The sequence below is a fragment of the Streptosporangium nanhuense genome (assembly GCF_059358815.1).
Genome location: NZ_JCADBG010000001.1, coordinates 595,756 through 618,536, shown reverse-complemented (window position 1 = coordinate 618,536; position 22,781 = coordinate 595,756). Strand labels below are relative to the sequence as shown.

The following is a 22,781-nucleotide window of genomic DNA, read 5'->3' as shown; positions in this document are numbered from 1 at the left end:
CGTGGTAGCGATCCCGGACGGCAACGACCACCTCGCTGAGCGGCCTCCGAAAGGTTTCAGTTAGTATTCGCCGCATGCCAAGCAAGCCGCGCGTGACGATCGCCCTGATCGCCGAGGAGGCCGGGGTCTCCGCGCCCACGGTCTCGAAAGTCATCAACGGCCGGCCCGAGGTCGCGTCCGAGACCAGGCAGCGGATCGAGCACCTGCTGCACAAGCACGGCTACCGGCGCAGGACCGGCCAGGGCGACGCCCCGGTCGGCCTGGTCGACCTGGTCTTCACCGAGATCGAGAGCCCGTGGGCGATGGAGCTGGTGCGCGGCGTGGAGACCGCGGCCCGCGAGGTCGACGCCGGGGTGGTCGTCTCGGTCCTGCACACCCACGCCGGACCCGGCAGGGACTGGGTGGAGCGGATCGCCGCCCGGCGCACCGACGGGGCCATCCTGGTCGGCTCCCGCATCAGCGCCGACCAGCACGGCCAGCTGGCCGCCAGGTCGATCCCGTTCGTGGTGGTCGACCCGGAGGGCGAGCCGCCGCCCGGGGTCGCCTCGGTCGGCGCCACCAACTGGAACGGCGGCCTGGCCGCCACCCGCCACCTGCTGGAGCTGGGCCACCGCAGGATCGGGATGATCGGCGGCCCCGCCGACATGCTGTGCAGCCGGGCCCGCGTCGACGGCTACCGCGCGGCGCTGGAGACCGCGGGGATCGCGGTGGACGCGGCGCTCATCAAGTACGGCGACTTCCTGGTCGGCTCGGGCCGCGACCACGGCCACGCCCTGCTGTCCCTGGAGGAGCCGCCCACCGCGATCTTCGCGGGCAGCGACATGCAGGCGTTCGGCGTCTTCGAGGCGGCCAGGCAGCGCGGCCTGCGGGTTCCCGACGACCTGTCGGTGGTGGGCTTCGACGACCTGCCGCTGGCACGTTCCGCCTGGCCCCCGCTGACCACCGTGCGCCAGCCGCTCCAGGAGATGGCGGCGCTGGCCACCCGGATGGTGCTCGGCCTCGACCGCGGCGGGCACGAGCCCCGGCGGGTGGAGCTCGCCACCGACCTGCTCGTCCGCGAGAGCACCGCCCGCCCGGCCATCTGACCGCCTGACCTCCCGGCGCCCCGCCCGGCCCTCGCTCGAACCCCGCCCGGCCACCGGGCGGGGTCACCCGGCGGCACCGTTTGGCCGATTCCGGCCGGTGGCCACTGCCCAGCTCGCCCAGCTCGCCCAGCTCGTCCAATTCGTCCAGCCGGCCTGGCCCGGCCGCCCTGTCCGGTGTCGCGATCGGCTGTTGACGACTACACCTGAAACATTTACGGTACTCGACACGAAATGTCTCGGTAATCTTGTGAAACTTTCGGAAAGCGGGTTTCCGCATGTCTCGACGTCACAGGGCACTGCTGGCACCGGTTCTCCTATTTCCTCTCCTCGGGTTCGGTCCTGTAACCATGGAAAGCGCTTCCCCAATTCGGGTGGACCACCACGGCGTTCTCCAGCGGATCGACGGCTTCGGTTTCTCGCAGGCGTTCCGGCGCAACGAGCTGGTCCGCGCGCTGCCCGCCGCCAAGCAGCGGGAGATCCTCGACCTGTGGCTCAGCCCCGAGAAGGGCGCCGGGCTCAGCATCCTGCGTCTGGGCATCGGCTCCTCCCCCGCCGGCAGCCCCTACGACCTGATGACCTCCATCCAGCCGGAGGACCCCGGCGGGCCGACCGCGCCGCCGAAGTACGTCTGGGACGGCGACGACGGCGGCCAGGTCTGGCTGGCCAAGGAGGCCAGGCGCTACGGCGTGACCCGCTTCTACGCCGACGCCTGGAGCGCCCCCGGCTACATGAAGGACAACGGCTCCGACAGCAACGGCGGGACGCTGCTCCCCGCGTGGCGGCAGGCGTACGCGAACTACCTGGTCCAGTACGCGAAGTTCTACGCCGGCGAGGGCATCAGGATCACCGACATCGGGTTCACCAACGAGCCCGACCTCACCGTCTCCTACGCCTCGATGCGGTTCACCCCCGCCGAGGCCGCCGAGTTCGTCAAGGTGCTCGGCCCCACCGCGGCCCGTACCGGGCTCAAGGTGATCTGCTGCGACGCCGCCGGCTGGGCCCAGCAGCGCGAGTACACCGCCGCCATCGAGGCCGACCCCGTCGCGCGGCGGTGGGTCGCCACGCACGCCGGCCACCCCTACGTCAGCCCGGTGGACGGCCCGCTGCCCACCGACCGGCCCGTGTGGATGTCGGAGTGGTCGCCCAACGGGACCACCTGGAACGAGGCCTGGGACGACGGCAGCGGCTACGACGGCTTCGCGGTCGCCCAGCAGATCCACGACTCGCTCACCCTGGGCAGGGCGAACGGCTACGTCTTCTGGTTCGGCGCCTCGCGCGGCACCACCCGGGGACTGATCCAGATCGACGAGGCCACCGCGACCTACCGCGTCTCCAAGCGGCTGTGGGCGCTGGCCGCCTACAGCCGCTTCGTGCGGCCCGGCGCGGTCCGGCTCCCCGTCGCCTCGGCCGACCCGGCGCTGAAGGTCACCGCCTTCCGCAACGCCGGGGGCTCGGAGGTCGTCGAGATCCTCAACACCGCCACCGTCCCCGTCACCACCGCGATCACCACCCGGCCGGGCCGGGCCACCGCCTACCTGACCGACGGCGACCACTCGCTCGCCGCCACCCCGCTTCCCGGGCTGAGATCCGGCAGGACCCTCACCCTCGCCCCGCGTTCCCTCACGACGGTGGTGGTGCGGTGACGCACCCGCCCGCGGGCGGTCTCCGGGTCTCCGGTCGCGCATCGTGCTCCCCGCGACCGGAGGCCGGGAGCCCGCCCGAGCCCCCCGCACCGTCCGCACCGTCCGCGCCGCCTGGACCGCCCGAGCCGTCCGCACTGTTCGCGCCGGAGGGAGCCGGATGATCCGGGTGGCCGTGGTGGGCACCGGCGGCATCGCGGGGATCTGCCACCTGCCCGCGCTGCGCGCCCAGGCCCACCGGGCGCGGGTGGTGGCCGCCGCCGACGTGGACGAGGCGCGGGTCAGGGCGTTCTGCGCCGAGCACGCGATCCCGGGGGCGTACACCTCCCTGGAGGCGATGCTCGACGCGGAGCGGCCCGACCTCGTCCACCTGTGCACCCCGCCGTACCTGCACGCCGACCAGGCGGTGGCCTGCCTGAAGGCGGGCGCCTGGGTGTGGATCGAGAAACCCGCCTGCCTGTCGCTGGCCGAGTACGACCTGATCTCGGCGGCCGAGGGGCCCGGCTACGCCTCGGTGGTCTCCCAGCACCGGTTCGGCTCCGGCGCGCGGCACCTGCGCGCCCTCGCCCCCGAGCTGGGCCGCCCGCTCGTCGCGCTCTGCGTGACCACCTGGTACCGCGACCACGCCTACTTCGACGTCCCCTGGCGCGGCCGGTGGGACACCGAGGGCGGCGGCCCCACGATGGGGCACGGCATCCACCAGATGGACCTGATGCTGTCGATCCTCGGCGACTGGTCGGAGATCCGCGCGATGACCGGCACGCTGGACCGCCGCATCGAGACCGAGGACGTCTCGATGGCCGCCGTCCGCTTCGCCTCGGGCGCGATGGCCTCGGTGGTCAACAGCGTGCTGTCGCCGCGCGAGGAGAGCTACCTGCGCTTCGACTACACCGGGGCGACCGTCGAGCTTCGCCACCTGTACGGCTACCGCAACGCCGACTGGACCTCCACCTCGGCGCGCTGGAACCCGCCCGAGGACCTGCCGAGCTCGCACGAGGCACAGCTGGCGGAGCTGCTGGACGCCCACGAGCGCGGCGAGCGACCGCCCATGAGCGGCCCCGAGGGCCGCCAGGCGCTCGAACTGATCACCGGCCTGTACGCGTCGGCGTTCACCGGCCGCCCGGTGCTCCGCGCCGACCTCACCCCCGCCCATCCCGCCTACCACCGCCTGGACGGACACGCATGGAGCTGACCTTCACCGAGCGCGGCGTCGAGATCCTGCGCTACGTCCACCTGCCGGACACACCGGTCTTCGAGTCGCCCAAGCCGTACTTCCACCCGATCAGGACCCTGGCCGGAGACGTGGTCAGCACCTTCCGCCCGCACGACCACCGCTGGCACAAGGGCCTGCAGATGACCGTCTCGGACCTGTCGGGGGAGAACTTCTGGGGCGGCGGCAGCTACGTCCGCGAGGCCGCCGGATACGTGGACCTGCCCAACAACGGGACCATGCGGCACGAGGAGTTCCTCTCCCCCGGCGTGGAGCGCCTCACCTGGCACACCCAGGGCGGCGAGCACTGGGTGGACGAGCTCCGGACCTTCGAGGTACGGGACGTGCTGGAGGACTCCTGGGCGCTGGAGCTGTCCACCTCGATCACCAACGTGCGCGGCGAGGAGCTGGTCTTCGGCAGCCCCACCACCAACGGCCGCCCGATGGCCGGCTACTGCGGCCTGTTCTGGCGCGGGCCCCGCTCCTTCGAGCACGGGCAGGTGACCGCCGAGAGCGGCGAGGGGCCGGAGATGATGGGCCGGGAGTCGGCGTGGCTGGCCTACACCGGCCACCACGACGAGGTCGACCGCTCCTCCACCCTGCTGTTCCAGAGCGCCCTGCCCACCGTCTGGTTCGTCCGCACCACGCCGTTCGCGGCCGTCAACCCGTCCATCGCCTTCCACCGCGAGCTGGTCCTGCCGCCCGGCGCGACGCTGCGCCTGAGCTACCGGGTGGTCGTGGCCACCGGCGCGTGGGACCGCCCCCGGCTGGAGGCCTACGTCAAGGAACATCCCTGTCCGGAACCGGCGTGAACGTCTCGCACCGCGCCCGGCGGGGTAGGACCGGCCCCGAGCCGAGGCGTCCGGCGCAAACGCCCGGCAGGAGGGAGGAGCACCCGTGTTCGGCACCGGCGTGAGCGACCTGACCGTCTACGACTGGCCCACCGAGGACGGCCTGCGCGGAGGTTCGCCCCACCTGCACACATTGTGCTCGGAGGCCTACACCGTGGTGGCCGGTTCCGGCTCCGTCCAGACCCTGACCTGGAACGGGTACGAGGAGACGGCGCTGGCCCCCGGCTCCGTCGTGCGCTTCACCCCCGGCACGGTCCACCGCCTGGTCAACGGCGGCGGCCTGCGCATCGTGGTCCTCATGCAGAACAGCGGCCTGCCCGAGGCCGGCGACGCCGTCCTGACCTTCCCCCCCGACGTCCTGGCCGACCCCGCCCGCTACGACCGTGCCGCGCGCTCGGACCCGCGCGAGCGCCGCGACCTGGCCGTGGAGGGGTTCCTGCGGCTGCGCGCCGAGGGCCGTCCGGGCTTCGCCGCCTTCCTGGAGGCCGCCGCCGCGATCGTCGCCCCCCGCCTGGACGCCTTCGAGTCCCGCTGGCGCGACGGCCCGCTGCGCGCCGCCGAGGCGACGGGCGCCCAGCTGGCGGCCCTGCGCGGCGGCGACCTCACCCACCTGCGCGAGGCCGCGGTCACCCGGGTGCCCGCCGTACCTCGCGACGGCATGTGCGGCCACCTGATGACCTACCCGGCGCACTCCCAGGACCTCCCGGATCGGGGCCGGGCCTGAGGGACCCGGGGGGGGCGTGACACCGGGCGGCGCGGCGGCGCGCGCCGCCCGGTGTCACGTGAGGCCGGGACCGGGAAATGTCGGTGCGATCTTCTAGGCTGGGGACATGGCACGAGCTAACGACGACGTCGCCGCCGCCCTGGAGGAGTACGCCGAGCTGTTCGCGATGAACGGCGGAGACGCGTTCCGGGTCCGCAGCTACCAGAAGGCCGCCAGGGCGATCGCGGGGCTTCCCGACGACATCACGACCGTGCCCGTGCGGAGCGTGGCCGGGGTGGGCGAGGCGATCGCCAAGAAGGTCGAGGAATACCTGGAGCGGGGCAGCTTCCGCCAGCTCGACGACCTGCGCGAGAAGGTCCCCCAGGGGGTGCGCCGGCTGACCCGGGTGGCCTCGCTGGGTCCGAAGAAGGCCGTCTTCCTCTTCCAGGAGCTGGGCATCGACTCCCCCGAGGCCCTGGTGAAGGCCATCGGCGAGGGGCGCCTCGACGGCGTCAAGGGCTTCGGCGCCAAGACGGTGGAGAACCTTCTCAAAGGTGTCGAGCACCTGGCCGAGCACAGCGCCAGGATGCACACCGGCACGGCGATGGACCTCGCGGAGCGGGTCGTCGCCTCGCTGCCCGGCGCCGAGCGGATCGCCTACGCCGGGTCGCTGCGCCGGATGAAGGACACCGTCGGCGACATCGACGTCCTCGTGGTCGGCCCCGAGTCGCTGATGGACGACTTCAAGGCGCAGCCCTACGTCGCGGAGGTCGTCGCCTCGGGCGAGAAGAAGACCTCGATCCGCACCGCCCAGGGCGTCCAGGTCGACCTGCGCCTGGTCCCCGCCGAGTCCTGGGGCGCCGCGATGATGTACTTCACGGGATCCAAGGAGCACACCGTGCACCTGCGGGAGATCATCGTGAAGAAGGGCTGGAAGCTCTCGGAGTACGGCCTGTTCGACGGCGACCGGGTGATCGCGGCCGCGACCGAGGAGGAGGTCTTCGAGGCGCTCGGCATGGAGTGGATCCCGCCGACCCTGCGCGAGGACGGCGGCGAGATCGCCGCCGCGCTCAAGCACGAGCTGCCCAAGCTGGTCACGGTCAAGGACCTCAAGGGCGACCTGCACACCCACACCGACCTGACCGACGGGATCGCCTCCCTGGAGGACATGGTCGCCGCCGCCGCGGCCCGCGGCTACTCCTACTACGCGGTGACCGACCACGCGCCCGACCTGGCGATGCACCGGATGAAGCTGGACAAGGCCCTGGAGCAGCGCGAGCGCATCGGCAAGCTGCAGAAGAAGTATCCCAAGATGCGGCTGCTGCACGGCAGCGAGCTGAACATCGCCCCCGACGGCTCGGTCGACTGGCCGGCCGAGGTGCTGGAGGGCTTCGACGTGTGCGTGGCCAGCGTCCACTCCCACTTCAACCAGTCGCGCGCGGAGATGACCCGGCGCTTCGTCGCCGCGTGCGAGAACCCGCACGTGCACATCATCGGCCACCCGACCACCCGCAGGATCGGCATCCGCCCGCCGGTGGACGCCGACTGGGAGGAGGTGTTCCGCGCCGCGGCCCGCACCGGCACCGCGATGGAGATCGACTCCTTCCCCGACCGCTCCGACCTGCCCGCCGACCTGGTGCGGCTCGCGCACCACCACGGCGTGAAGTTCTCCGTCGACAGCGACGCCCACGCGGTCCCGCACCTGGACAACCAGCGGTTCGGCATCGGCGTCGCCCAGCGCGGCTGGCTCACCACCGACGACGTGATCAACACCTGGCCGCTGAAGCGGCTGCTCGCCTTCCTCGGCCGCTGAGGCGGCCTCCGGGGGGCGGGGGGCGTGTCACCCCTTCCGCATTACCCATTTTCCTGGCGGAAATACATGCAAGACGGCCGGCGCCGGACACTCACGGGCGGGTATCACCTTCGGAAAAGATCGCCGGGATGCCCCGCCCTTGAAGGCATGTCTACCGTGTGAAATGGGAAGATTACGGAAAGTGATGATCGACAGGCCTCCGCGCCTCATCTGAGGACGTCGAAAAGACGCCGGAGGTCCTACGGAGGAAACGAGAGGGAAACGTGCCGACGTGATGATGGCAACACGCGCTCTCCCACTTTCCGCCAGGAGGCCCGACCGATGCGCCAGCTGACCGCGCTCGACGCGCAGTTCCTTCACGCCGAGTCGGCGACCACGGCGGCCCACGTCGCCGGGCTGGCCATCCTCGACCCCGCCTGCTCCAGGCTCGGGGCCCTCACCCGCGAGTGCCTGGTCGGGCTGCTGCGCGAACGGCTGCACCTGGCCCCGGCACTGAGGCTGCGCCTGGCCACCGTGCCGTTCGGCCTCGACCGGCCCTACTGGACCGAAGACCCCGACCTCGACGTCGCCGGCCACGTCCACGAGGTGACCCTCGCCGGCCCCGGCGACGAGGCCCAGCTCGCCGAGAAGGTGGCCAGGATCCACGAGCGCCACCTCGACCGGGACCGCCCGCTGTGGGAGATGCACCTCATCCACGGCCTGACCGGGGGGCGCGTCGCCCTGTACGCCAAGGTCCACCACTGCGCCATCGACGGGGTGTCGGGGGCGGAGCTGCTCGCGGCGCTGCTGGACCTCACCCCCGAGCCGCGCGCCGTCGAGCGGCCCGCGCCCGAGCCTCGCACCACCGCCCCCGGCCTGGCCGGCATGCTCGCCGGGGCCGTGGCCAGGACGGTGCTCCAGCCCGCCAGGACGCTGTACTCCCTGGGCCGCATGGCGACCGAGCTCGACACGATGCCACTGACCTCCGCGCTGCCCGGCGCCCGGCAGGTGGCCGCCGCCACCCGGATGATCGCGGGCATGGCGCCGGAGCCGTCGGAGCCGTCGAAGCCCCCCATGCTGACCGCGCCGCGCACCCCGTTCAACGGCCCGATCGGCGCCGAGCGGCGCTTCTCCTACGGGTCGATCCCGCTCGCGGACGTCAAGCGGGTCGCCAAGAACGCGGGGGCCAGCGTCAACGACGTGGTCATGACACTGTGCGCCTCGGCGCTGCGCGCCTGGCTGCGCGAGCGCGACGCGCTGCCCGACCGGCCGCTGATCGCCGCGGTCCCGGTCGCGGTCCGCACCGCGAGCGCGCGGGAGACGGTCGGCAACCAGATCTCCGTCATGGTCACCCCGATCCCGACCGATCTCGACTGCCCCCGCGAGCGGCTGCGCGTCATGGCGGGCTCGATGCTCAGCGCCAAGCGGCGCTTCGCCGGCGCCCCCACGGCCTGGCTGGGCGAGCTGTCGTCCATGCTGCCCTCGGCCGTCACCGCGCTGGCGACCTCCGCGGTGTTCCGGCTGGCCTCGATCGTGCTGCCGCCGATCAACCTGATCGTCTCGAACGTGCCGGGGCCGCAGCTCCCGCTGTACCTGTGCGGGGCCAGGGTGCTCGCCTACCACCCCATGTCGGTGCTGACCGACGTGAGCGGCGGGGTCAACATCACCTGCTTCTCCTACGACGGCTCGCTCGACTTCGGCATCCTGTCCTGCCCGGACCGGGTGGCCGACGTGTGGCGGCTCATGGGCCACCTGCGAGAGGCCATGGACGAGCTGATGGAGCAGATCGAGCCCGCCCCGGCCGCGCGGATCGGCCCGGTGGAGCGGCCCGCGCCGGCCAGGGAAATGGTCCCCGCCTGAGAGATTCCGCCATTCCCCGCGCGGTTCAACCACCCGGCAGGTCAAGAAATAGAGTTGGTCCATGAGCTTTTCTGAGCTGAACCTGTTCCCGCTCTGCCTCGGTGGCAACGTATTCGGCTGGACCGCCGATCGGGACAACTCCTTCGCCGTCCTGGACGCCTACGCCGAAGCGGGCGGAAACTTCGTCGACACCGCGGACGTCTACTCCCAGTGGGCTCCCGGGCACGTCGGCGGGGAGTCGGAGACCGTGATCGGCGAGTGGATGGCCTCCCGCCGCAACCGCGACCGGATCGTGGTCGCGACCAAGGTCGGTTCGCTGAACGGCCGCGCCGGGCTGTCGGCGGCCAACATCCGCGCGGCGGCCGAGGACTCGCTCCGGCGGCTCCGTACGGACCACATCGACCTGTACTGGGCCCACATCGACGACGCGGCCACCCCGCTGGAGGAGACCCTCGGCGCGTTCGACGAGCTGATCACCGAGGGCAAGGTACGCAACATCGGCGCCTCCAACTACAGCGCCGAGCGGCTCGCGGAGGCGCTGGCGATCTCCGAGGAGGCCGGTCTGGCGCGCTACGGGGTGCTGCAGCAGCACTACAACCTCATCGAGCGCGACTACGAGGGGCCGCTGCGCGACGTGGTCGCCGAGGCCGGGCTGACCAGCACCCCCTACTTCGGCCTGGCCCGCGGCTTCCTGACCGGCAAGTACCGGCCCGGGGTCACGGTCGACAGCCCGCGCGCGGGACAGGCGTCGGCCTACCTGAAGTCCGAGCGCGGCCCGCGGGTGCTGGAGGCCCTGGACAAGGTGGCCGCCGCCCACGACGCCGCCCCGGCCACCGTCGCGCTCGCCTGGCTGGCCGCCCAGCCCACGGTGGCCGCGCCGATCGCCAGCGCCCGCGACGTCGAGCAGCTCCGGCCGCTGCTCGCGGTCGCCGACCTGACGCTGTCGCAGGACGAGCTGGCCGTGCTCGACGAGGCGTCCCGCTAGTCTCCCGGCCCCGGCGGGCCGCGGGACGCCCCGCGTCCAGCGGCCCGCCGGGCACCAACGACGACGGGGCCCGGCCGCGACGCGGCCGGGCCCCGGGTTCCCGCACCTCCGCACGAGGTGTACGGGGGGTCTGGTACGGGCTCTAGTGGGAGGCGGACTTCTCGGCGCCGATGCCGGTGAGCGAGCGGACCTCGATCTCGGCGTACTTCTCCGAGCTGTACTCCTTGCTGAGGCGGGCGCCGATGAACCCGGCCAGGAAGCCGATCGGGATCGAGACGATGCCGGGGTTGCTCAGCGGGAACCAGGCGAAGTTCGCGTCGGGGAACAGCGCGGTGGCGCTGCCCGACACGACCGGCGAGAAGATCACCAGGATCAGCGCCGAGGCCAGGCCGCCGTAGATGGCCGAGACCGCGCCCGCAGTGTTGAACTTCTTCCAGAACAGGCTGTAGAGGATCGCGGGCAGGTTGCCCGAGGCCGCCACGGCGAAGGCGAGCGCGACCAGGAAGGCCACGTTCTGCCCCTGGGCGAGGATGCCGAGCCCGATCGCGACCGCGCCGATGACGAACGCCGAGATCCTGGCGACCAGGATCTCCTCCTTGTCGGTGACGTTGCCGCGCTTGAACACGTGCGCGTACAGGTCGTGGGCGAAGGAGGAGCTGGAGGCCAGCGTCAGGCCGGCGACGACCGCGAGGATCGTGGCGAAGGCGACCGCCGCGATGATGGCGAGCAGGATGGTGCCGCCCACCTCGCCGAAGATGGTCTTGCCGACCGCCTCGGCGAGCATCGGTGCCGCCGTGTTGCCCGCCTTGTCCTGCGCCACGATCGCCTTGCCGCCGACCAGCGCCGCCGCGCCGAAGCCGAGCACGAGGGTGAGCAGGTAGAAGGTGCCGATGATGCCGATGCCCCACAGGACCGACTTGCGGGCCTCCTTGGCGGTGGGAACCGTGTAGAAGCGGATCAGGATGTGCGGCAGGCCTGCGGTGCCGAGGACGAGCGCCAGGCCCAGGCTGATCAGGTCGATCTTGCCCGCGAGGCCCTGCGCCTCGGTGCCGTACTTCAGGCCCGGCTCCAGGAAGGCCGCGCCCTTGCCGCTCTGGGCGGCGGCCTCGCCGAGCAGGCCGGACAGGTTGAAGCCGTAGTGGCCGAGCACCAGCAGGGTGACCAGGGTCGCGCCGCCCATCAGCAGCACGGCCTTGACGATCTGCACCCAGGTGGTGCCCTTCATGCCGCCGACGACCACGTAGACGATCATCAGGATGCCGACGCCGACGATCGTGAGTGCCTTGCCCGTCGGCGAGGTGACACCGAGCAGCAGGCCGACCAGCGCGCCCGCGCCGACCATCTGGGCCAGCAGGTAGAAGATCGACACCGTGATGGTGGAGACGCCCGCCGCCGTACGGACCGGGCGGGGGCTCATCCGGAAGGCCAGCACGTCGGCCATGGTGAACTTGCCGGAGTTACGCATCAGCTCGGCGACCAGCAGCAGCGCCACCAGCCAGGCGACCAGGAAGCCGATCGAGTACAGGAAGCCGTCGTAACCCGACAGGGCGATGATCCCGGCGATGCCCAGGAAGCTCGCGGCCGACATGTAGTCGCCGCCGATGGCGAGACCGTTCTGCACGCCGCTGAAGGACCGGCCACCGGCGTAGTAGTCGGTGGCGTCCTTGGTGTTGCGGCTCGCCCAGAAGGTGATGCCCAGCGTTCCCGCGACGAACAGCAGGAACAGGATGGTGGAGAGGGTCTGGTGGCTCATTCGGTCTTCCCCTCGACCTCGTGGCGGATCTCGTCGGCCAGCGGGTCAAGCTTCTTCTCGGCGAAACGGGAGTAGGCCCAGGCGATGCCGAACGTCGACACGAACTGGAGCAGGCCGAAGATCAGCGCCACGTTGATGTTGCCGAAGAGCTTCGTGCCCATGAAGTCGCGCCCCCAGGCGGACAGGACGACGTACAGCAGGTACCAGGCGAGGAACGCCGCGGTCATCGGGAACGCCCAGGCCCGGAAACGCCTCTTCAACTCCTGGAATCGTTCGTCGGTCTGAATTTCTTCGTAGACCGATGAATCATGTTGCCTGGCGGTCACGGGACCTCCCAAAATGTGATCTGGATCACCGACAACGTAGGGGTGGACGCTACCCGTGGAGGAGACCCGCACGCGGACTCTTCGCCGAGGCGCCGCCGAGTCGCGTTCAGTTGGGTCGGGCTTGCGGTGAAAGGTCTGTCTCGTACGACGAACGGTCCGCGGCGGAGCCCGTTCTCACCACGGCCCGCCCCGCAGGGCGTAGACCGCGGCGCAGCAGACCGTCAGGCCGACCACCGTCAGCAGCAGGCGATAGTCGACGAGCGAGACCAGCACCGCGCCCCCGAGCAGGGACAGCAGCTGGGCGAACCCGGCCAGCGACTCGAAGGCGGTGGACACCCGGCCGACGAGGTGGCCGGGGCTGCGGCGCTGCAGCAGGGTCGTCCTGGCCACCCCCTCCAGGGTCAGCCCGGCGCCCGCCACCATCATCGCCCCCAGCACGACCGTCTCGGCGGGGACCACCCAGCAGATGACCGCCACCCCGTACAGGCCGATGCCCGCCCCGATCGCGAACAGCTCGCCCCGGCGCGCGATCACCGTGGAACTCCGCAGTCCCCCCGCGATCGCGCCGAGACCCATCGCGGTCGAGGTGAACGCGGTGAACTCCGGCGACCTGGCGAGACCGCGCTCGATGACCGCGAAGATCAACGACTCGGTGGCCCCGGCCAGCGCGAACATCAGGCACAGCGCCACGGCCGCGCGGCGCAGCGGCGGGTCGGCCGACAGGTGACGGGCCCCGGCCCAGAACTCCTCGCGCCAGTGGCCGGAGACGGCGGGAGAGGCGGGCACGGGGGAATCCGGCGCGGGGAGCATCGCGAAGACCCCCGCGGCGACCAGGAAGGTGACCATGTCGAACAGCACGAGCGCGCCGAGCCCGAAGCCGGTGTAGACGGCCACCCCCAGCAGCGGCCCGAACAGGCGCAGCCCCTGCCGGGTGGTGTGCAGGGCGCCGTTGGCCTCGGCCAGCAGGTGTTCGGGCAGGATGACCTTGAGCAGCCCGCCGAGCGCGGAGAAGATCACCGCGTACGAGCAGCCCATGGCCGCCGACACCGGGTAGATGAGCCACACCATGTCCGGCCCGGTGACCGCGACCAGCGGAGCGAGCGAGATGCCCGACAGCACGCAGGTGACGACCAGGAGCCTCCTGTGGTCGACCCGGTCGATCAGATAGCCGAAGAGGGGCGAGAGGCACAGCGGCAGCGTGAAGAAGAACAGGGTCAGCCCGGCGGCGGCGTCGGAGCCGGTGAGGCTCTTGGCCAGGATCCCGGGCACCAGCAGCAGCGAGGCGTCGCCCAGCAGGCTGACGGCCATCCCGAAGTAGATGAGCCGGAACCGGGGCCGGCGCAGGACCTCCGGCATCACCGCTGACCGTCGGACCCGCGCGCCGCCCGGCTCCCGCACGGCGCCCGGCTCCCGCACGGCGCCCGGCTCCCGTACGGCGCCCGGCTCCCGCGCGGCGTGGCGGCGAGGCGACGCGCCGAACGGCCATCGCACGGCGTGGCGGCGAAGCGACGCGCCGACCGGCTGTCGGTGAACGCGACGGCGAGCCAAGATCCCGACCGCTTCTCGGGGAACGCGACAGTGGACCGAAGTCCCGACCGAAGTCCCGACCGAAGTCCCGACCGAAGTCCCGACCGAAGTCCCGACCGAAGTCCCGACCGAAGTCCCGACCGAAGTCCCGACCGAAGTCCCGACCGAAGTCCCGACCGAAGTCCCACCCGGCTCCCGGGTAGCACGGCAGTGGCGTCGCCGACCTCGGCGAGCGCCTCGTCACCGGAGCCGGCGAGTACCAAATCTAGTCAGAACAACCGAAATGTCGGTCCATAAGCGTCATTTCGTCACAGCTCGCCGGAGCCGTCAAGAGGACCGGGACCGCCGGGAAACCCGGAGCCCCAGGAGAACCGGAACCGTCAGGAGGACCGGGGCCGCCAGTCACCCCGGTCCAGATTGAGGATCTCCGGAGTGTGCAGGCGCACCATCGTGCGCGCCACGTTCGGCGGGATGCGCCCCGGCGTCAGCAACGAGACCACCACCATGACGAGAAAGGCGATCGGCACCGTCCACGCGGCGGGCTGGGCCAGCAGGGCACCGACCAGACCGGTGTGCGGCCCCCCGCCGATCGTCATCAACACCGCACCGCAGGCCAGACCACCACCGGCGAGCAACCCCGCCATCGCGCCGGCGGGGGTCAGCCGCCGCCACCAGATGCCCAGCACCAGCAACGGGCAGAAGGAGGAGGCCGCCACCGCGAACGCCAGCCCGACGACGTCGGCGACCGGCAACGCGCGCGCGAAGACCGCCAGCCCCAGCGGAACGATCACCGCCAGCACCGCCGCCGCCCGGAACGACCGCACCCCGCCCTTGAGGATGTCCTGCCCGATGACCCCGGCGACCGAGACCGTCAGCCCCGAGGACGTCGACAGGAACGCCGCGAACGCCCCGGCCGTCACCAGCGCCGTCAGCAGATCCCCGGCCACGCCGCCGATCAGCCTCCCCGGCAGCGACAGAACCACCGTGTCACTGCCCTCCAGCTCCGGGACGTAGATCCGGCCCAGCGCGCCGTACACCGCCGGCAGCAGGTAGAAGGCACCCAGCAGCGACAGGACCACCAGCGTCGTACGACGCGCCGCCCGGCCGTCGGGGTTGGTGTAGAAACGCACCAGCACGTGCGGCAACCCCATGGTGCCCAGGAACGTCGCCAGGATCAGCGAGTAGGTCGAGTACAGGCCGTACTCCCTGCCGGTCGCCAGCGGCAGCGCCCACGTGGCCGCGTCCCGCGCGCTCAGCCCCGGCGCGCCGCCGTCGCGCCACGCCAGCAGCAGGAACACCAGCGGCACGGCCAGCGCGGTGAGCTTCAGCCAGTACTGGAAGGCCTGCACGAACGTGATCGACCGCATGCCGCCGGACATCACGTTCACCGCGACCACGGCCGCCACCAGCAGGCCCCCCGCCCACTCGGGGGCACCGGTGATGGCCCGCAGCACCAGCCCCGCGCTCTGGAACTGCGGCATCAGATACAGCCAGCCGATCAGCACGACCAGCACCCCGGCCATCCGCCGCACCGCCATCGACTCCAGCCGCGCCTCGGCGAAGTCGGGCAGCGTGTACGCGCCCGAACGGCGCAGCGGCGCCGAGACCAGGACGAGCAGCACCAGATAGCCGCCCGTCCAGCCGACCGGCAGCCACAGCATGTCGGCGCCGTAGGTGAGGATCAGCCCGGCGATGCCCAGGAAGCTCGCCGCCGACAGATACTCCCCGCCGATGGCGGAGGCGTTCCACAGCGGGGAGACCGTGCGGGAGGCCACGTAGAAGTCGGAGGTGGTCCGCGACAGCCTTATCCCGAACGCGCCGATCAGCACCGCCGCCAGCACCACCAGCACCACCGCCGTCACACCGTACGCGGTGCTCATCCGGCGCCTCCCCCGAGGCCTTCCATGCCATCTCCCACGACGTCTCCCGCGACGTCTCCCACCGCGGGAAGCTCAGGTTCCAGCCGGGAGCCCTCGGCCCCCGGGACGCTCCGCCGCCCGGTCAACGGGCCCTGTCCACCAGTTCGGCGAAGTGGCGCTCGTTGCGTTCCGCCTGCCGGACGTAGAGCCAGGCACCGATCACGAACGCCGGGTAGATCAGCCCGCCCAGCACCGCCCAGGGCAGCGGGATCCCCAGCACGTGAACCGCGCGCAGCTTCGGCACCAGCAGGAACATCAGCGGCAGCCCCGCCACCACGCACCCCAGCACCGTGCAGACGAACAGTGCCAGGCGGAACTGGGTGCGGACCAGCGAGCGCATGTAGACCTCGCCCAGCCGGGTCTGCTCGTCGATCTCGCGGCTGACCGGGTAGCGGGGGTGGCGGGGGGCCATCGTACGAGGACTGGTCACCACCTCGCGCCGCGGACGCTCGTCCTTACGCGTCCGCTCGCCGTCCCTGCGCGAACGCTCGCCGTCTTTACGCGGCCGGTCGCCGTCCTTACGCGAACGCTCGGCGTCCTTACGCGGGCGCTCGGACTCCCTGCGCGACCGGTCGGCGATCCACCGGCGCGGCTCGGCCCGCTCGGCCCGCTCGGCCCGCTCGCCCTGCCCGGCCCCCTCGACCCGCCCGGCCCCCTCGGCCCGCTCGACCGGCTCGGCCCGCTCGGCCCCCTCCCCCGGCCCGGGGTCGCGGCTCACTCGGACCTGCCCCGGCGCGCCCTGCGGACCAGCAGATCACGCAGTTCGCGGGTGTGACGGCGGCTGACCGGGATCTCGGTCTCACCGATGCGGACCACGCACCGGCCCGAGTCGATGTGCAGCTCGTCGATGTGCTTGACCGCGACCAGATGGCTGCGATGCACCCGCACGAACCCCGCCGAGGACCAGCGCTCCTCCAGCGTGGCCAGCGAGATGCGCACGAGGTGGCTGCCGCCCGCGGTGTGCAGGCGCGCGTAGTCGCCCTGCGCCTCCACGTACCGGACCTCGGTACTGGCCACGAACCGGGTGACACCGCCGAGCTCCACCGGGATCGTGTCGGGGTCGGCCCGGCCGGGCCCCTCGATCTCCGGCAGCTCCGCGGAGACGAACACCCTGCGGATCGCCTCGGCCAGCCGCTCCGGCCGTACCGGCTTGAGCAGGTAGTCCTCGGCCTTGATCTCGAAGGCGTCGACCGCGTGCTCCTCGTAGGCCGTCACGAACACCACCCGGGGCGGGTTGGCGAACTGCGAGAGCAACCGGCCGAGCACCACCCCGTCCAGGCCCCGCATCCGGATGTCGAGGAACACCGCGTCGATCGGCCGCCCGTCGGCGATCGCCCGGTCCAGGACACGCAGCGCGGCGGCCCCGTCCCTGGCCAGGGAGACCTCCCCGATGCGGGGGTCGTCGCGGAGCAGGTAGGCCAGGTCCTCCAGCGCGGGAAGCTCGTCGTCCACCGCAAGGACGCGCAGGCCGGTCACGGTCACTCCTCCAGGTCGTTCACGAGGGAATTTCTAGAGGGTGATGAATCAGACATCGCCTGTCAACTTTTTGGTACGGGGGAAGGGTCGGGCTCAACGGGCGGAGACACCCGGATGATACTTGGGCAGGCGGACACTGACCTTCGTTCCGGCCCCCTTCGCCGTCTCCGCCACCAGGCCGTACTCGTCACCGTAGACCTGACGCAACCGCTCGTCCACGTTGACCAGCCCCACTCCCCCGGCCCCCGAACGCTCGTCGGCGTCACCGGCCAGGATGCGGCGCAACCGGTCGGGCTCCATGCCGACGCCGTCGTCCTCCACGCTGATCCGGCACTCGGCCCCGGCGTCCTCGGCGACGATCGAGATGCGCCCGATCCCAGGCTTGCTCTCCAGCCCGTGCTGGACCGCGTTCTCCACCAGGGGCTGCAGGCACAGGAACGGCACCGCGACCGCGAGCACCTCCGGGGCGATGCGCAGCGTCACCTGCAGCTGGTCACCGAAACGGGCCCGCTCCAGGGTGAGGTAGCGGTCGATGGAACGCAGCTCCTCGGCCAGCGTGGTGAACTCCCCGTGCCGCCGGAAGGAGTAGCGGGTGAAGTCGGCGAACTCCAGCAGCAGCTCGCGGGAGCGGTCGGGATCGGAACGGACGAAGCTCGCGATCGTCGTCAGCGAGTTGTAGATGAAGTGCGGGGAGATCTGCGCGCGCAGCGCCCGCACCTCGGCCTCCATCAGGCGCGTTCTCGACCGGTCCAGCTCGGCCAGCTCCAGCTGCGAGTCGACCCAGTTCGCGACCTCGTGGGCGGCCCTGACCAGACCCGCCGAGGCGTGCCCGCCGTACGCGGCCAGGGAGCCCACCACCCTGCCGTCGGTGGTGAGCGGCGCCACCACGGCGAACCTGATCGGGCACTCGGGAAGGTCGCACGAGACGACCTCGGGCCCCAGCACCCGGGTCCGGCCCCCGGCGAGCGTCTTGGCGGCGTGGGCGAACGCCTCGCGGGCGTGGTGGTCGCCCTCGCCGTCGTAGACCAGCAGCCGCTCCTCGTCGGTGATCGCCAGCGCCGGGGAGCCCAGCAGCTCCCGCAGGTAGCGGGACGCCTTCTGCGCCCCCGCCTCGGTCAGCCCAGCCCGCAGCGGCGGCGCGGCCAGGGACGCGGTGTGCAGCGTCTCGAACGTGGCCCGCTCCGCGGGACTGCTGCCCAGCTCCCTGCGCCCGCGCAACACCCGCCACAGCACCAGGGCCGGTACGCCGACCAGGGCGGCGACCAGCAACACGGCAACGAGGGGTTCCACGCTCCGGACCTTATACGCCCGGCCACGCCCGTGCCTCGTCCCTGGAGATCACGTGAGACCACATCTGGACCTTCACCGCGAAACCCTCGGTATCGTCGACCGGCCCGGCGCCTTTACGTTGTAGATCAGAAGCGTCCTGACAGTTCAGAGGGCTTCGCGGACGCGACGGGCGTAGGACTCGGCCTCGGCGGGGTCCTCGTATTTCGTACGGGGCCAGAAGAAGCCGCGCAGGCCGTCCTTGCGGTTGCGGGGAACGACGTGGGCGTGCAGGTGCGGGACGCTCTGGCTGACCCGGTTGTTCATCGCGACGAACGTGCCGGCCGCCCCCAGGCCCCTCTCGACGGCGGCGGACAGGGCGCGGACACGCTCGAAGAACGGGCCGACCATCGGCACCGGCAGGTCCGTCAGCGTCTCGACGTGCGCCAGCGGGACCACCAGGACGTGCCCCTTGAAGACCGGCCGCGTGTCCAGGAAGGCGACGGCCACGCCGTCGGAGAGGACGACGTGGGCCGGCCGCTCCCCGGCCGCGATGGCGCAGAACAGACAGTCCTCACCTGGCACCGCATCAGAAACCGGCATCACGTCAGCATAGGAGGCACCGGGCGGCCGTACGACCTCCCGGCGGTGATCTCCCGGCGGCGCGGGAGCGCGGCCGTGTCGTCGGTCATGTCACCGGCCATGTCATCGGCCGTGTCACCGGCTCTGTCACCGGCTCTGTCACCGGCTCTGTCACCGGCTCTGTCACCGGCTCTGTCACCAGCCGAGTTTGGCCGCGCCCGAGATGAGGGACCTCGCGATGACCATCCGCTGGATGTCGTTGGTGCCCTCCCCGATGGCCATCAGGGGCGCGTCCCGGTAGAGGCGTTCGAGGACGAACTCCTGCGAGTAGCCGTAGCCGCCGTGGATCCGCATCGCCTCGGTGGTGGCGCGCAGCGCGACCTCCGAGGCGAAGTACTTGGCCATCGCGGCCTCGGAGTTCACCGCGCCGCCCTCGGAGCGGACCGCGGCCCAGTAGGTCAGCAGCCGGGCCGCCTGGATGTCGGTGGCCATGTCGGCGATCTTCAGCTGGATGGCCTGGAAGTCCGCGATGGGCTGCCCGAAGGCGTGGCGCTCGCGCGAGTAGCTCAGCGCGGCGTCGTAGGCGCACTGGGACAGGCCGACCGCGCGGGCGGCGATGTTGATCCGGCCGAGTTCCAGGGCCGACAGGGCCTGCTGCATACCCCGCCCCTCGGTCCCGCCGAGCAGCGCCGACACCGGGACGCGCACGTCCTGCAGCACGATCTCGCACGTCTCGGTGCCCTTGTAGCCGAGCTTGGGCAGGTCGCGGCTGACGGTGTACCCGGGGGTGTCGGCCTCGACGAGAAGGAGGGACATGCCGCGGTGCGCGGGGTCGGTGACGGAGGTCTTGACCAGGACGGGCATCGGGTCGGCGTGCCGGGCGTTGGTGATCCACGTCTTGGTGCCGTTGATCACGTAGTGGTCGCCGTCGCGGACGGCCCGCGTCTGGATGCCCTGCAGGTCGGTGCCCGCCGCGGGCTCGGTCAGCGCGATGCCGGTACGGCGGGCCCCGGTGGCCAGGTCCGGCAGGTAGGCGTCCTTCTGCTCCTCGGTGCCGTAGCGGGCGATCATCCAGGCGGCCAGGGAGTGCGAGCCGAGCACCCCGGCCACGCCCATCCACCCGCGCGCTATCTCCTCGAAGACCAGGGCGAACGACACCCGGTCCAGGGCCAGCCCGCCGTACTCCTCGGGGATCGTGATCCCGAACAGCCCCATCTCCTTGAAGCCCTCGACGATCTCCGTGGGGTAGCGGCCGGCCCGCTCCCACTCGGAGGCGACCGGCACGATCTCCTTGTCGACGAACTCCCGCAGGGTCCGGCGGAACAGCTGCTGCTCCTCGTTGAGCTCGAAGTCCATACGGGGTCCTTTCCGCGAAGCGGTCCTCGGGGGGTGGGCGGGCCGGTCCCGGCCCGCCGGGGGGACACGGCCGTCAGGGGGTGAGCGGGCCGGTCTTGGCCCGCGGGAAGTAGTTCTTGTCCTGCGGCGCGTCGCGGCGGTAGACCATCACCGTGCGGCGCCAGGACATGACCTCGTCGCCGTCCTGGTTGAGGCCGCGGGTCTTGCACGTGACGATCCCGGCGTAGGGCCGCGACCGCGACTCCCGTTTCTCCAGCACGATCGACTCCGCGTACAGGGTGTCGCCCAGGAAGACCGGGTGGGTCAGCCTGATCTCGTCCCAGCCGAGGTTCATCAGGGCGGTCTGGCTGACGTCGATCACCGAGATGCCGAGCACGATCGCCACGGACAGGCCGGAGTTGACGATGATCTTCCCGACCGGGGCGCGCTCGGCGAAGTGGGCGTTGAAGTGGTTCTGGTTGGTGTTCATCGTCAGCAGGGTGAACCAGGTGTTGTCGGCCTCGCTGATCGTGCGGCCGAGCGGGTGCTGGTAGACGTCGCCGACGACGAAGTCCTCGTAGTACCGGCCGAGGCCGGGTTCGTGCACGGTCACGGTCTCTCCCCTGGACGCCGGGACCTCGACGCTAATCGTCTGATGTTTTGGCGGTCAATGGCCGCCCCGTCATTTCTTCCCCCGCTCCTGGCGAAGACCCCGGGAAAGGCCCTCGTACTCCGCGGGAGGCTCCGAGAGGCCTTCCGGAGCCCTTCGAAGATCCCGCTGGAAGCCGGAAGGCCCGTCTCACGCCGGGGACTCGGGGGCGGGCGGCCGTTCCACGCTGGGGTAGTAGGCGGTCCTGAGGTTCTCCAGGTGGCGCAGGGTGGCCTCGCGGGCACCCGCCGCGTCTCCGGCCTCGACGTGGCGCAGGATGACCCGGTGCTCGCGGTCGATGCCGTCGAGGGCGGCCCGCGGGGCCCGCTCGCGGACGAACCGCCCTTCCAGCACCTCGAAGACCGGCCGGGCGACGACTTCGAGCAGCGGGTTGCCCGCCGCGCGGAGCAGCACCACGTGGAAGTCGCGGTTGGGCTCGAAGACCTCGCCGGGCGCGCGGCCGCTCGCACCGGCGATGCAGCCGCGCAGGAGGTCGAGGTCCGTCCCGGAGCGGCGGAGGGCGGCCAGTCCCGCCGCGGGGACCTCCAGCAGCTCCCGGATCTCCGTCAGCTGGTCGATGCCCACCCGCATCATGTCGAAGCTGGTCTCCAGGTAGGCGCTGATGTGGTCGGGGTCGGGGCGGGCGACGAAGCTGCCCCCGGTCACGCCGCGTGCGGTCCTGATCAGATGCTGGCTGGCCAGCAGGCGCAGCGCCTCGCGGACCGTGCTGCGGCTGACGCCGTACCGGGCGCACAGCTCGGGCTCCACGGGCAACCGGTCCCCCGGCTGGAACTCTCCCGAGACGATGCGACGGCGCAGGTCGGCGGCGAGTGCCTGGTAGGCGGTCACCCAGCGATCGTAAGGGAACACCGCCGCCGGAACAGGTGCCCGGCGGCCACCCGGGGTGTCCGGGGCGGCCTCCCGGGTGAAGCGGGAGAACCGGGAGAACCCCGCCCCGAGGCGGGTGCCCGGCGGTCGCGGCAGGACGTCGCGTCAGGGCATGCGCCCGCGCAGGAACGCCGCCGCGATCTCCACCACCCGCCGGGCCTGGAAGTCCATCGCCTCCAGCTGCACGTCGCCGGGCGGGATCGTGCCGTTGTCGGAGGTGTGGCTGGTGCCGTACGGGTTGCCGGAGCGGAACTGGACGGGGTCCGCGTAGCCGGGCGGCACGATGATCGCGCCCCAGTGGTAGAAGGTGTTGTTCATCGCGAGGATCGTGCTCTCCTGCCCGCCGTGGGTCGTCGAGCTCGCGGTGAACGACGACACGAACTTGTCGACCAGCAGGCCCTGGGCCCACAGCCCGCCGGTGGTGTCGATGAACTGCCGCATCTGGGCGGTGGGGTTGCCGTAACGGGTTGGCGTGCCGAACAGGAGCACGTCGGCCCATCTCAGGTCCTCCAGCGAGGCCTCCACGACGTACTGGGTGGCCGCGGCGTGGGCGGCCCAGCCCTGGCTGGAGGCGATGGCCTCGGCCGGCGCGAGTTCCCTGACCTTGCGCAGGCGCACCTCGGCACCGGCCTTCTCGGCGGCCGCGGCGGCGGCCTTGGCCAGCGTGAAGATCGTGCCCGTGGCCGAGTAGTAGATGACGGCGACGTTGACGACCGGCCCGGTCAGCGCCTCTTCGGTCACCGCCTCGCCGGTCACCACCTCTTCGGTCACTGCCTCACATCCCCCCGGGTGCCCTTTCGGGATCGTCCTGCCGGAACGTGCCCGACGATCCCCAGAAGAACCCGTCCTGACCTGCAAAGACTCTTTGACCTGGACGATCACGGAATGCGCGGGGCCGCCGCGCGCCGGGCCCCGCGGAGCTAGCATTCACGCT

20 protein-coding genes are annotated in these 22,781 nt (G+C 71.6%); 8 read left to right on the top strand and 12 right to left on the bottom strand.

From position 1 onward, the window contains the following. The first annotated feature begins 74 nt into the window (after positions 1-74). The 8 genes from AC5L38_RS02565 to AC5L38_RS02530 all read left to right on the top strand — a co-directional run bounded on the left by AC5L38_RS02565 (position 75) and on the right by AC5L38_RS02530 (position 10,126). Positions 75-1,085 (top strand): LacI family DNA-binding transcriptional regulator, encoded by a 1,011-nt coding sequence (locus AC5L38_RS02565; protein ID WP_495241100.1) that lies wholly within the window; start codon positions 75-77, stop codon positions 1,083-1,085. A gap of 347 nt (positions 1,086-1,432) precedes the next feature. Continuing rightward, complete coding sequence (locus AC5L38_RS02560; RefSeq protein WP_495241099.1) at positions 1,433-2,728, top strand: glycoside hydrolase family 30 protein; 1,296 nt, start codon at positions 1,433-1,435, stop codon at positions 2,726-2,728. A gap of 157 nt (positions 2,729-2,885) precedes the next feature. After that, entirely contained in the window at positions 2,886-3,917 is a 1,032-nt protein-coding gene (locus AC5L38_RS02555; protein WP_495241098.1) for a Gfo/Idh/MocA family protein, read from the top strand. Next, positions 3,908-4,747 (top strand): DUF6807 domain-containing protein, encoded by an 840-nt coding sequence (locus tag AC5L38_RS02550; RefSeq protein ID WP_495241097.1) that lies wholly within the window; start codon positions 3,908-3,910, stop codon positions 4,745-4,747. The genes AC5L38_RS02555 and AC5L38_RS02550 overlap by 10 nt, the downstream gene beginning before the upstream one ends. Positions 4,748-4,832: 85 nt before the next feature. Next, positions 4,833-5,510 (top strand): cupin domain-containing protein, encoded by a 678-nt coding sequence (locus AC5L38_RS02545; protein WP_495241096.1) that lies wholly within the window; start codon positions 4,833-4,835, stop codon positions 5,508-5,510. Positions 5,511-5,616: 106 nt separating this feature from the next. Beyond that, positions 5,617-7,302, top strand: coding sequence for a DNA polymerase/3'-5' exonuclease PolX (gene polX, locus AC5L38_RS02540; RefSeq protein ID WP_495241095.1), 1,686 nt, complete (start codon positions 5,617-5,619; stop codon positions 7,300-7,302). 321 nt (positions 7,303-7,623) lie between these two features. Further along, entirely contained in the window at positions 7,624-9,141 is a 1,518-nt protein-coding gene (locus AC5L38_RS02535; RefSeq protein ID WP_495241094.1) for a WS/DGAT/MGAT family O-acyltransferase, read from the top strand. Positions 9,142-9,202: 61 nt separating this feature from the next. Continuing rightward, a complete protein-coding gene (locus tag AC5L38_RS02530) occupies positions 9,203-10,126 on the top strand; it encodes an aldo/keto reductase (RefSeq protein ID WP_495241093.1) in 924 nt (307 codons plus the stop codon). A 142-nt stretch (positions 10,127-10,268) separates the two neighbouring features. On the opposite strand, the gene AC5L38_RS02525 is transcribed toward AC5L38_RS02530, so the two are convergent. The 12 genes from AC5L38_RS02525 to wrbA all read right to left on the bottom strand — a co-directional run bounded on the left by AC5L38_RS02525 (position 10,269) and on the right by wrbA (position 22,618). Continuing rightward, positions 10,269-11,879 carry a monocarboxylic acid transporter gene (locus AC5L38_RS02525; RefSeq protein ID WP_495241092.1) on the bottom strand — a complete coding sequence of 537 codons (1,611 nt, stop codon included), beginning with the start codon at positions 11,877-11,879 and terminating at the stop codon, positions 10,269-10,271. Continuing rightward, on the bottom strand, positions 11,876-12,205 hold the full coding sequence (locus AC5L38_RS02520; protein WP_362867719.1) for a DUF485 domain-containing protein: 330 nt from the start codon (positions 12,203-12,205) through the stop codon (positions 11,876-11,878). Before AC5L38_RS02520 ends, AC5L38_RS02525 begins: the two co-directional genes overlap by 4 nt. A 174-nt stretch (positions 12,206-12,379) precedes the next feature. After that, entirely contained in the window at positions 12,380-13,561 is a 1,182-nt protein-coding gene (locus AC5L38_RS02515; protein WP_495241091.1) for an MFS transporter, read from the bottom strand. Between the two features lie 551 nt (positions 13,562-14,112). Then, on the bottom strand, positions 14,113-15,612 hold the full coding sequence (locus AC5L38_RS02510) for a sodium/solute symporter (RefSeq protein WP_495241090.1): 1,500 nt from the start codon (positions 15,610-15,612) through the stop codon (positions 14,113-14,115). 121 nt (positions 15,613-15,733) lie between these two features. Further along, complete coding sequence (locus AC5L38_RS02505; protein WP_495241089.1) at positions 15,734-16,369, bottom strand: DUF485 domain-containing protein; 636 nt, start codon at positions 16,367-16,369, stop codon at positions 15,734-15,736. Beyond that, positions 16,366-17,127, bottom strand: a complete 762-nt coding sequence (locus tag AC5L38_RS02500) for a LytR/AlgR family response regulator transcription factor (protein ID WP_436757331.1) — start codon at positions 17,125-17,127, stop codon at positions 16,366-16,368. The genes AC5L38_RS02505 and AC5L38_RS02500 overlap by 4 nt, the downstream gene beginning before the upstream one ends. Positions 17,128-17,220: 93 nt before the next feature. After that, positions 17,221-18,417: a sensor histidine kinase gene (locus AC5L38_RS02495; RefSeq protein ID WP_495241088.1), complete on the bottom strand. Its 1,197-nt coding sequence runs from the start codon at positions 18,415-18,417 to the stop codon at positions 17,221-17,223. A gap of 144 nt (positions 18,418-18,561) precedes the next feature. Then, entirely contained in the window at positions 18,562-18,996 is a 435-nt protein-coding gene (locus tag AC5L38_RS02490) for an HIT family protein (RefSeq protein ID WP_495241087.1), read from the bottom strand. Between the two features lie 174 nt (positions 18,997-19,170). Beyond that, positions 19,171-20,331, bottom strand: a complete 1,161-nt coding sequence (locus AC5L38_RS02485; RefSeq protein WP_495241086.1) for an acyl-CoA dehydrogenase family protein — start codon at positions 20,329-20,331, stop codon at positions 19,171-19,173. Positions 20,332-20,404: 73 nt separating this feature from the next. Next, positions 20,405-20,923 (bottom strand): MaoC family dehydratase, encoded by a 519-nt coding sequence (locus AC5L38_RS02480; protein WP_495241085.1) that lies wholly within the window; start codon positions 20,921-20,923, stop codon positions 20,405-20,407. Positions 20,924-21,109: 186 nt separating this feature from the next. Next, positions 21,110-21,808 (bottom strand): FadR/GntR family transcriptional regulator, encoded by a 699-nt coding sequence (locus tag AC5L38_RS02475; protein ID WP_495241084.1) that lies wholly within the window; start codon positions 21,806-21,808, stop codon positions 21,110-21,112. 144 nt (positions 21,809-21,952) lie between these two features. Next, positions 21,953-22,618: an NAD(P)H:quinone oxidoreductase gene (gene wrbA / locus AC5L38_RS02470; RefSeq protein WP_495241083.1), complete on the bottom strand. Its 666-nt coding sequence runs from the start codon at positions 22,616-22,618 to the stop codon at positions 21,953-21,955. Between the last annotated feature and the right edge of the window lie 163 nt (positions 22,619-22,781).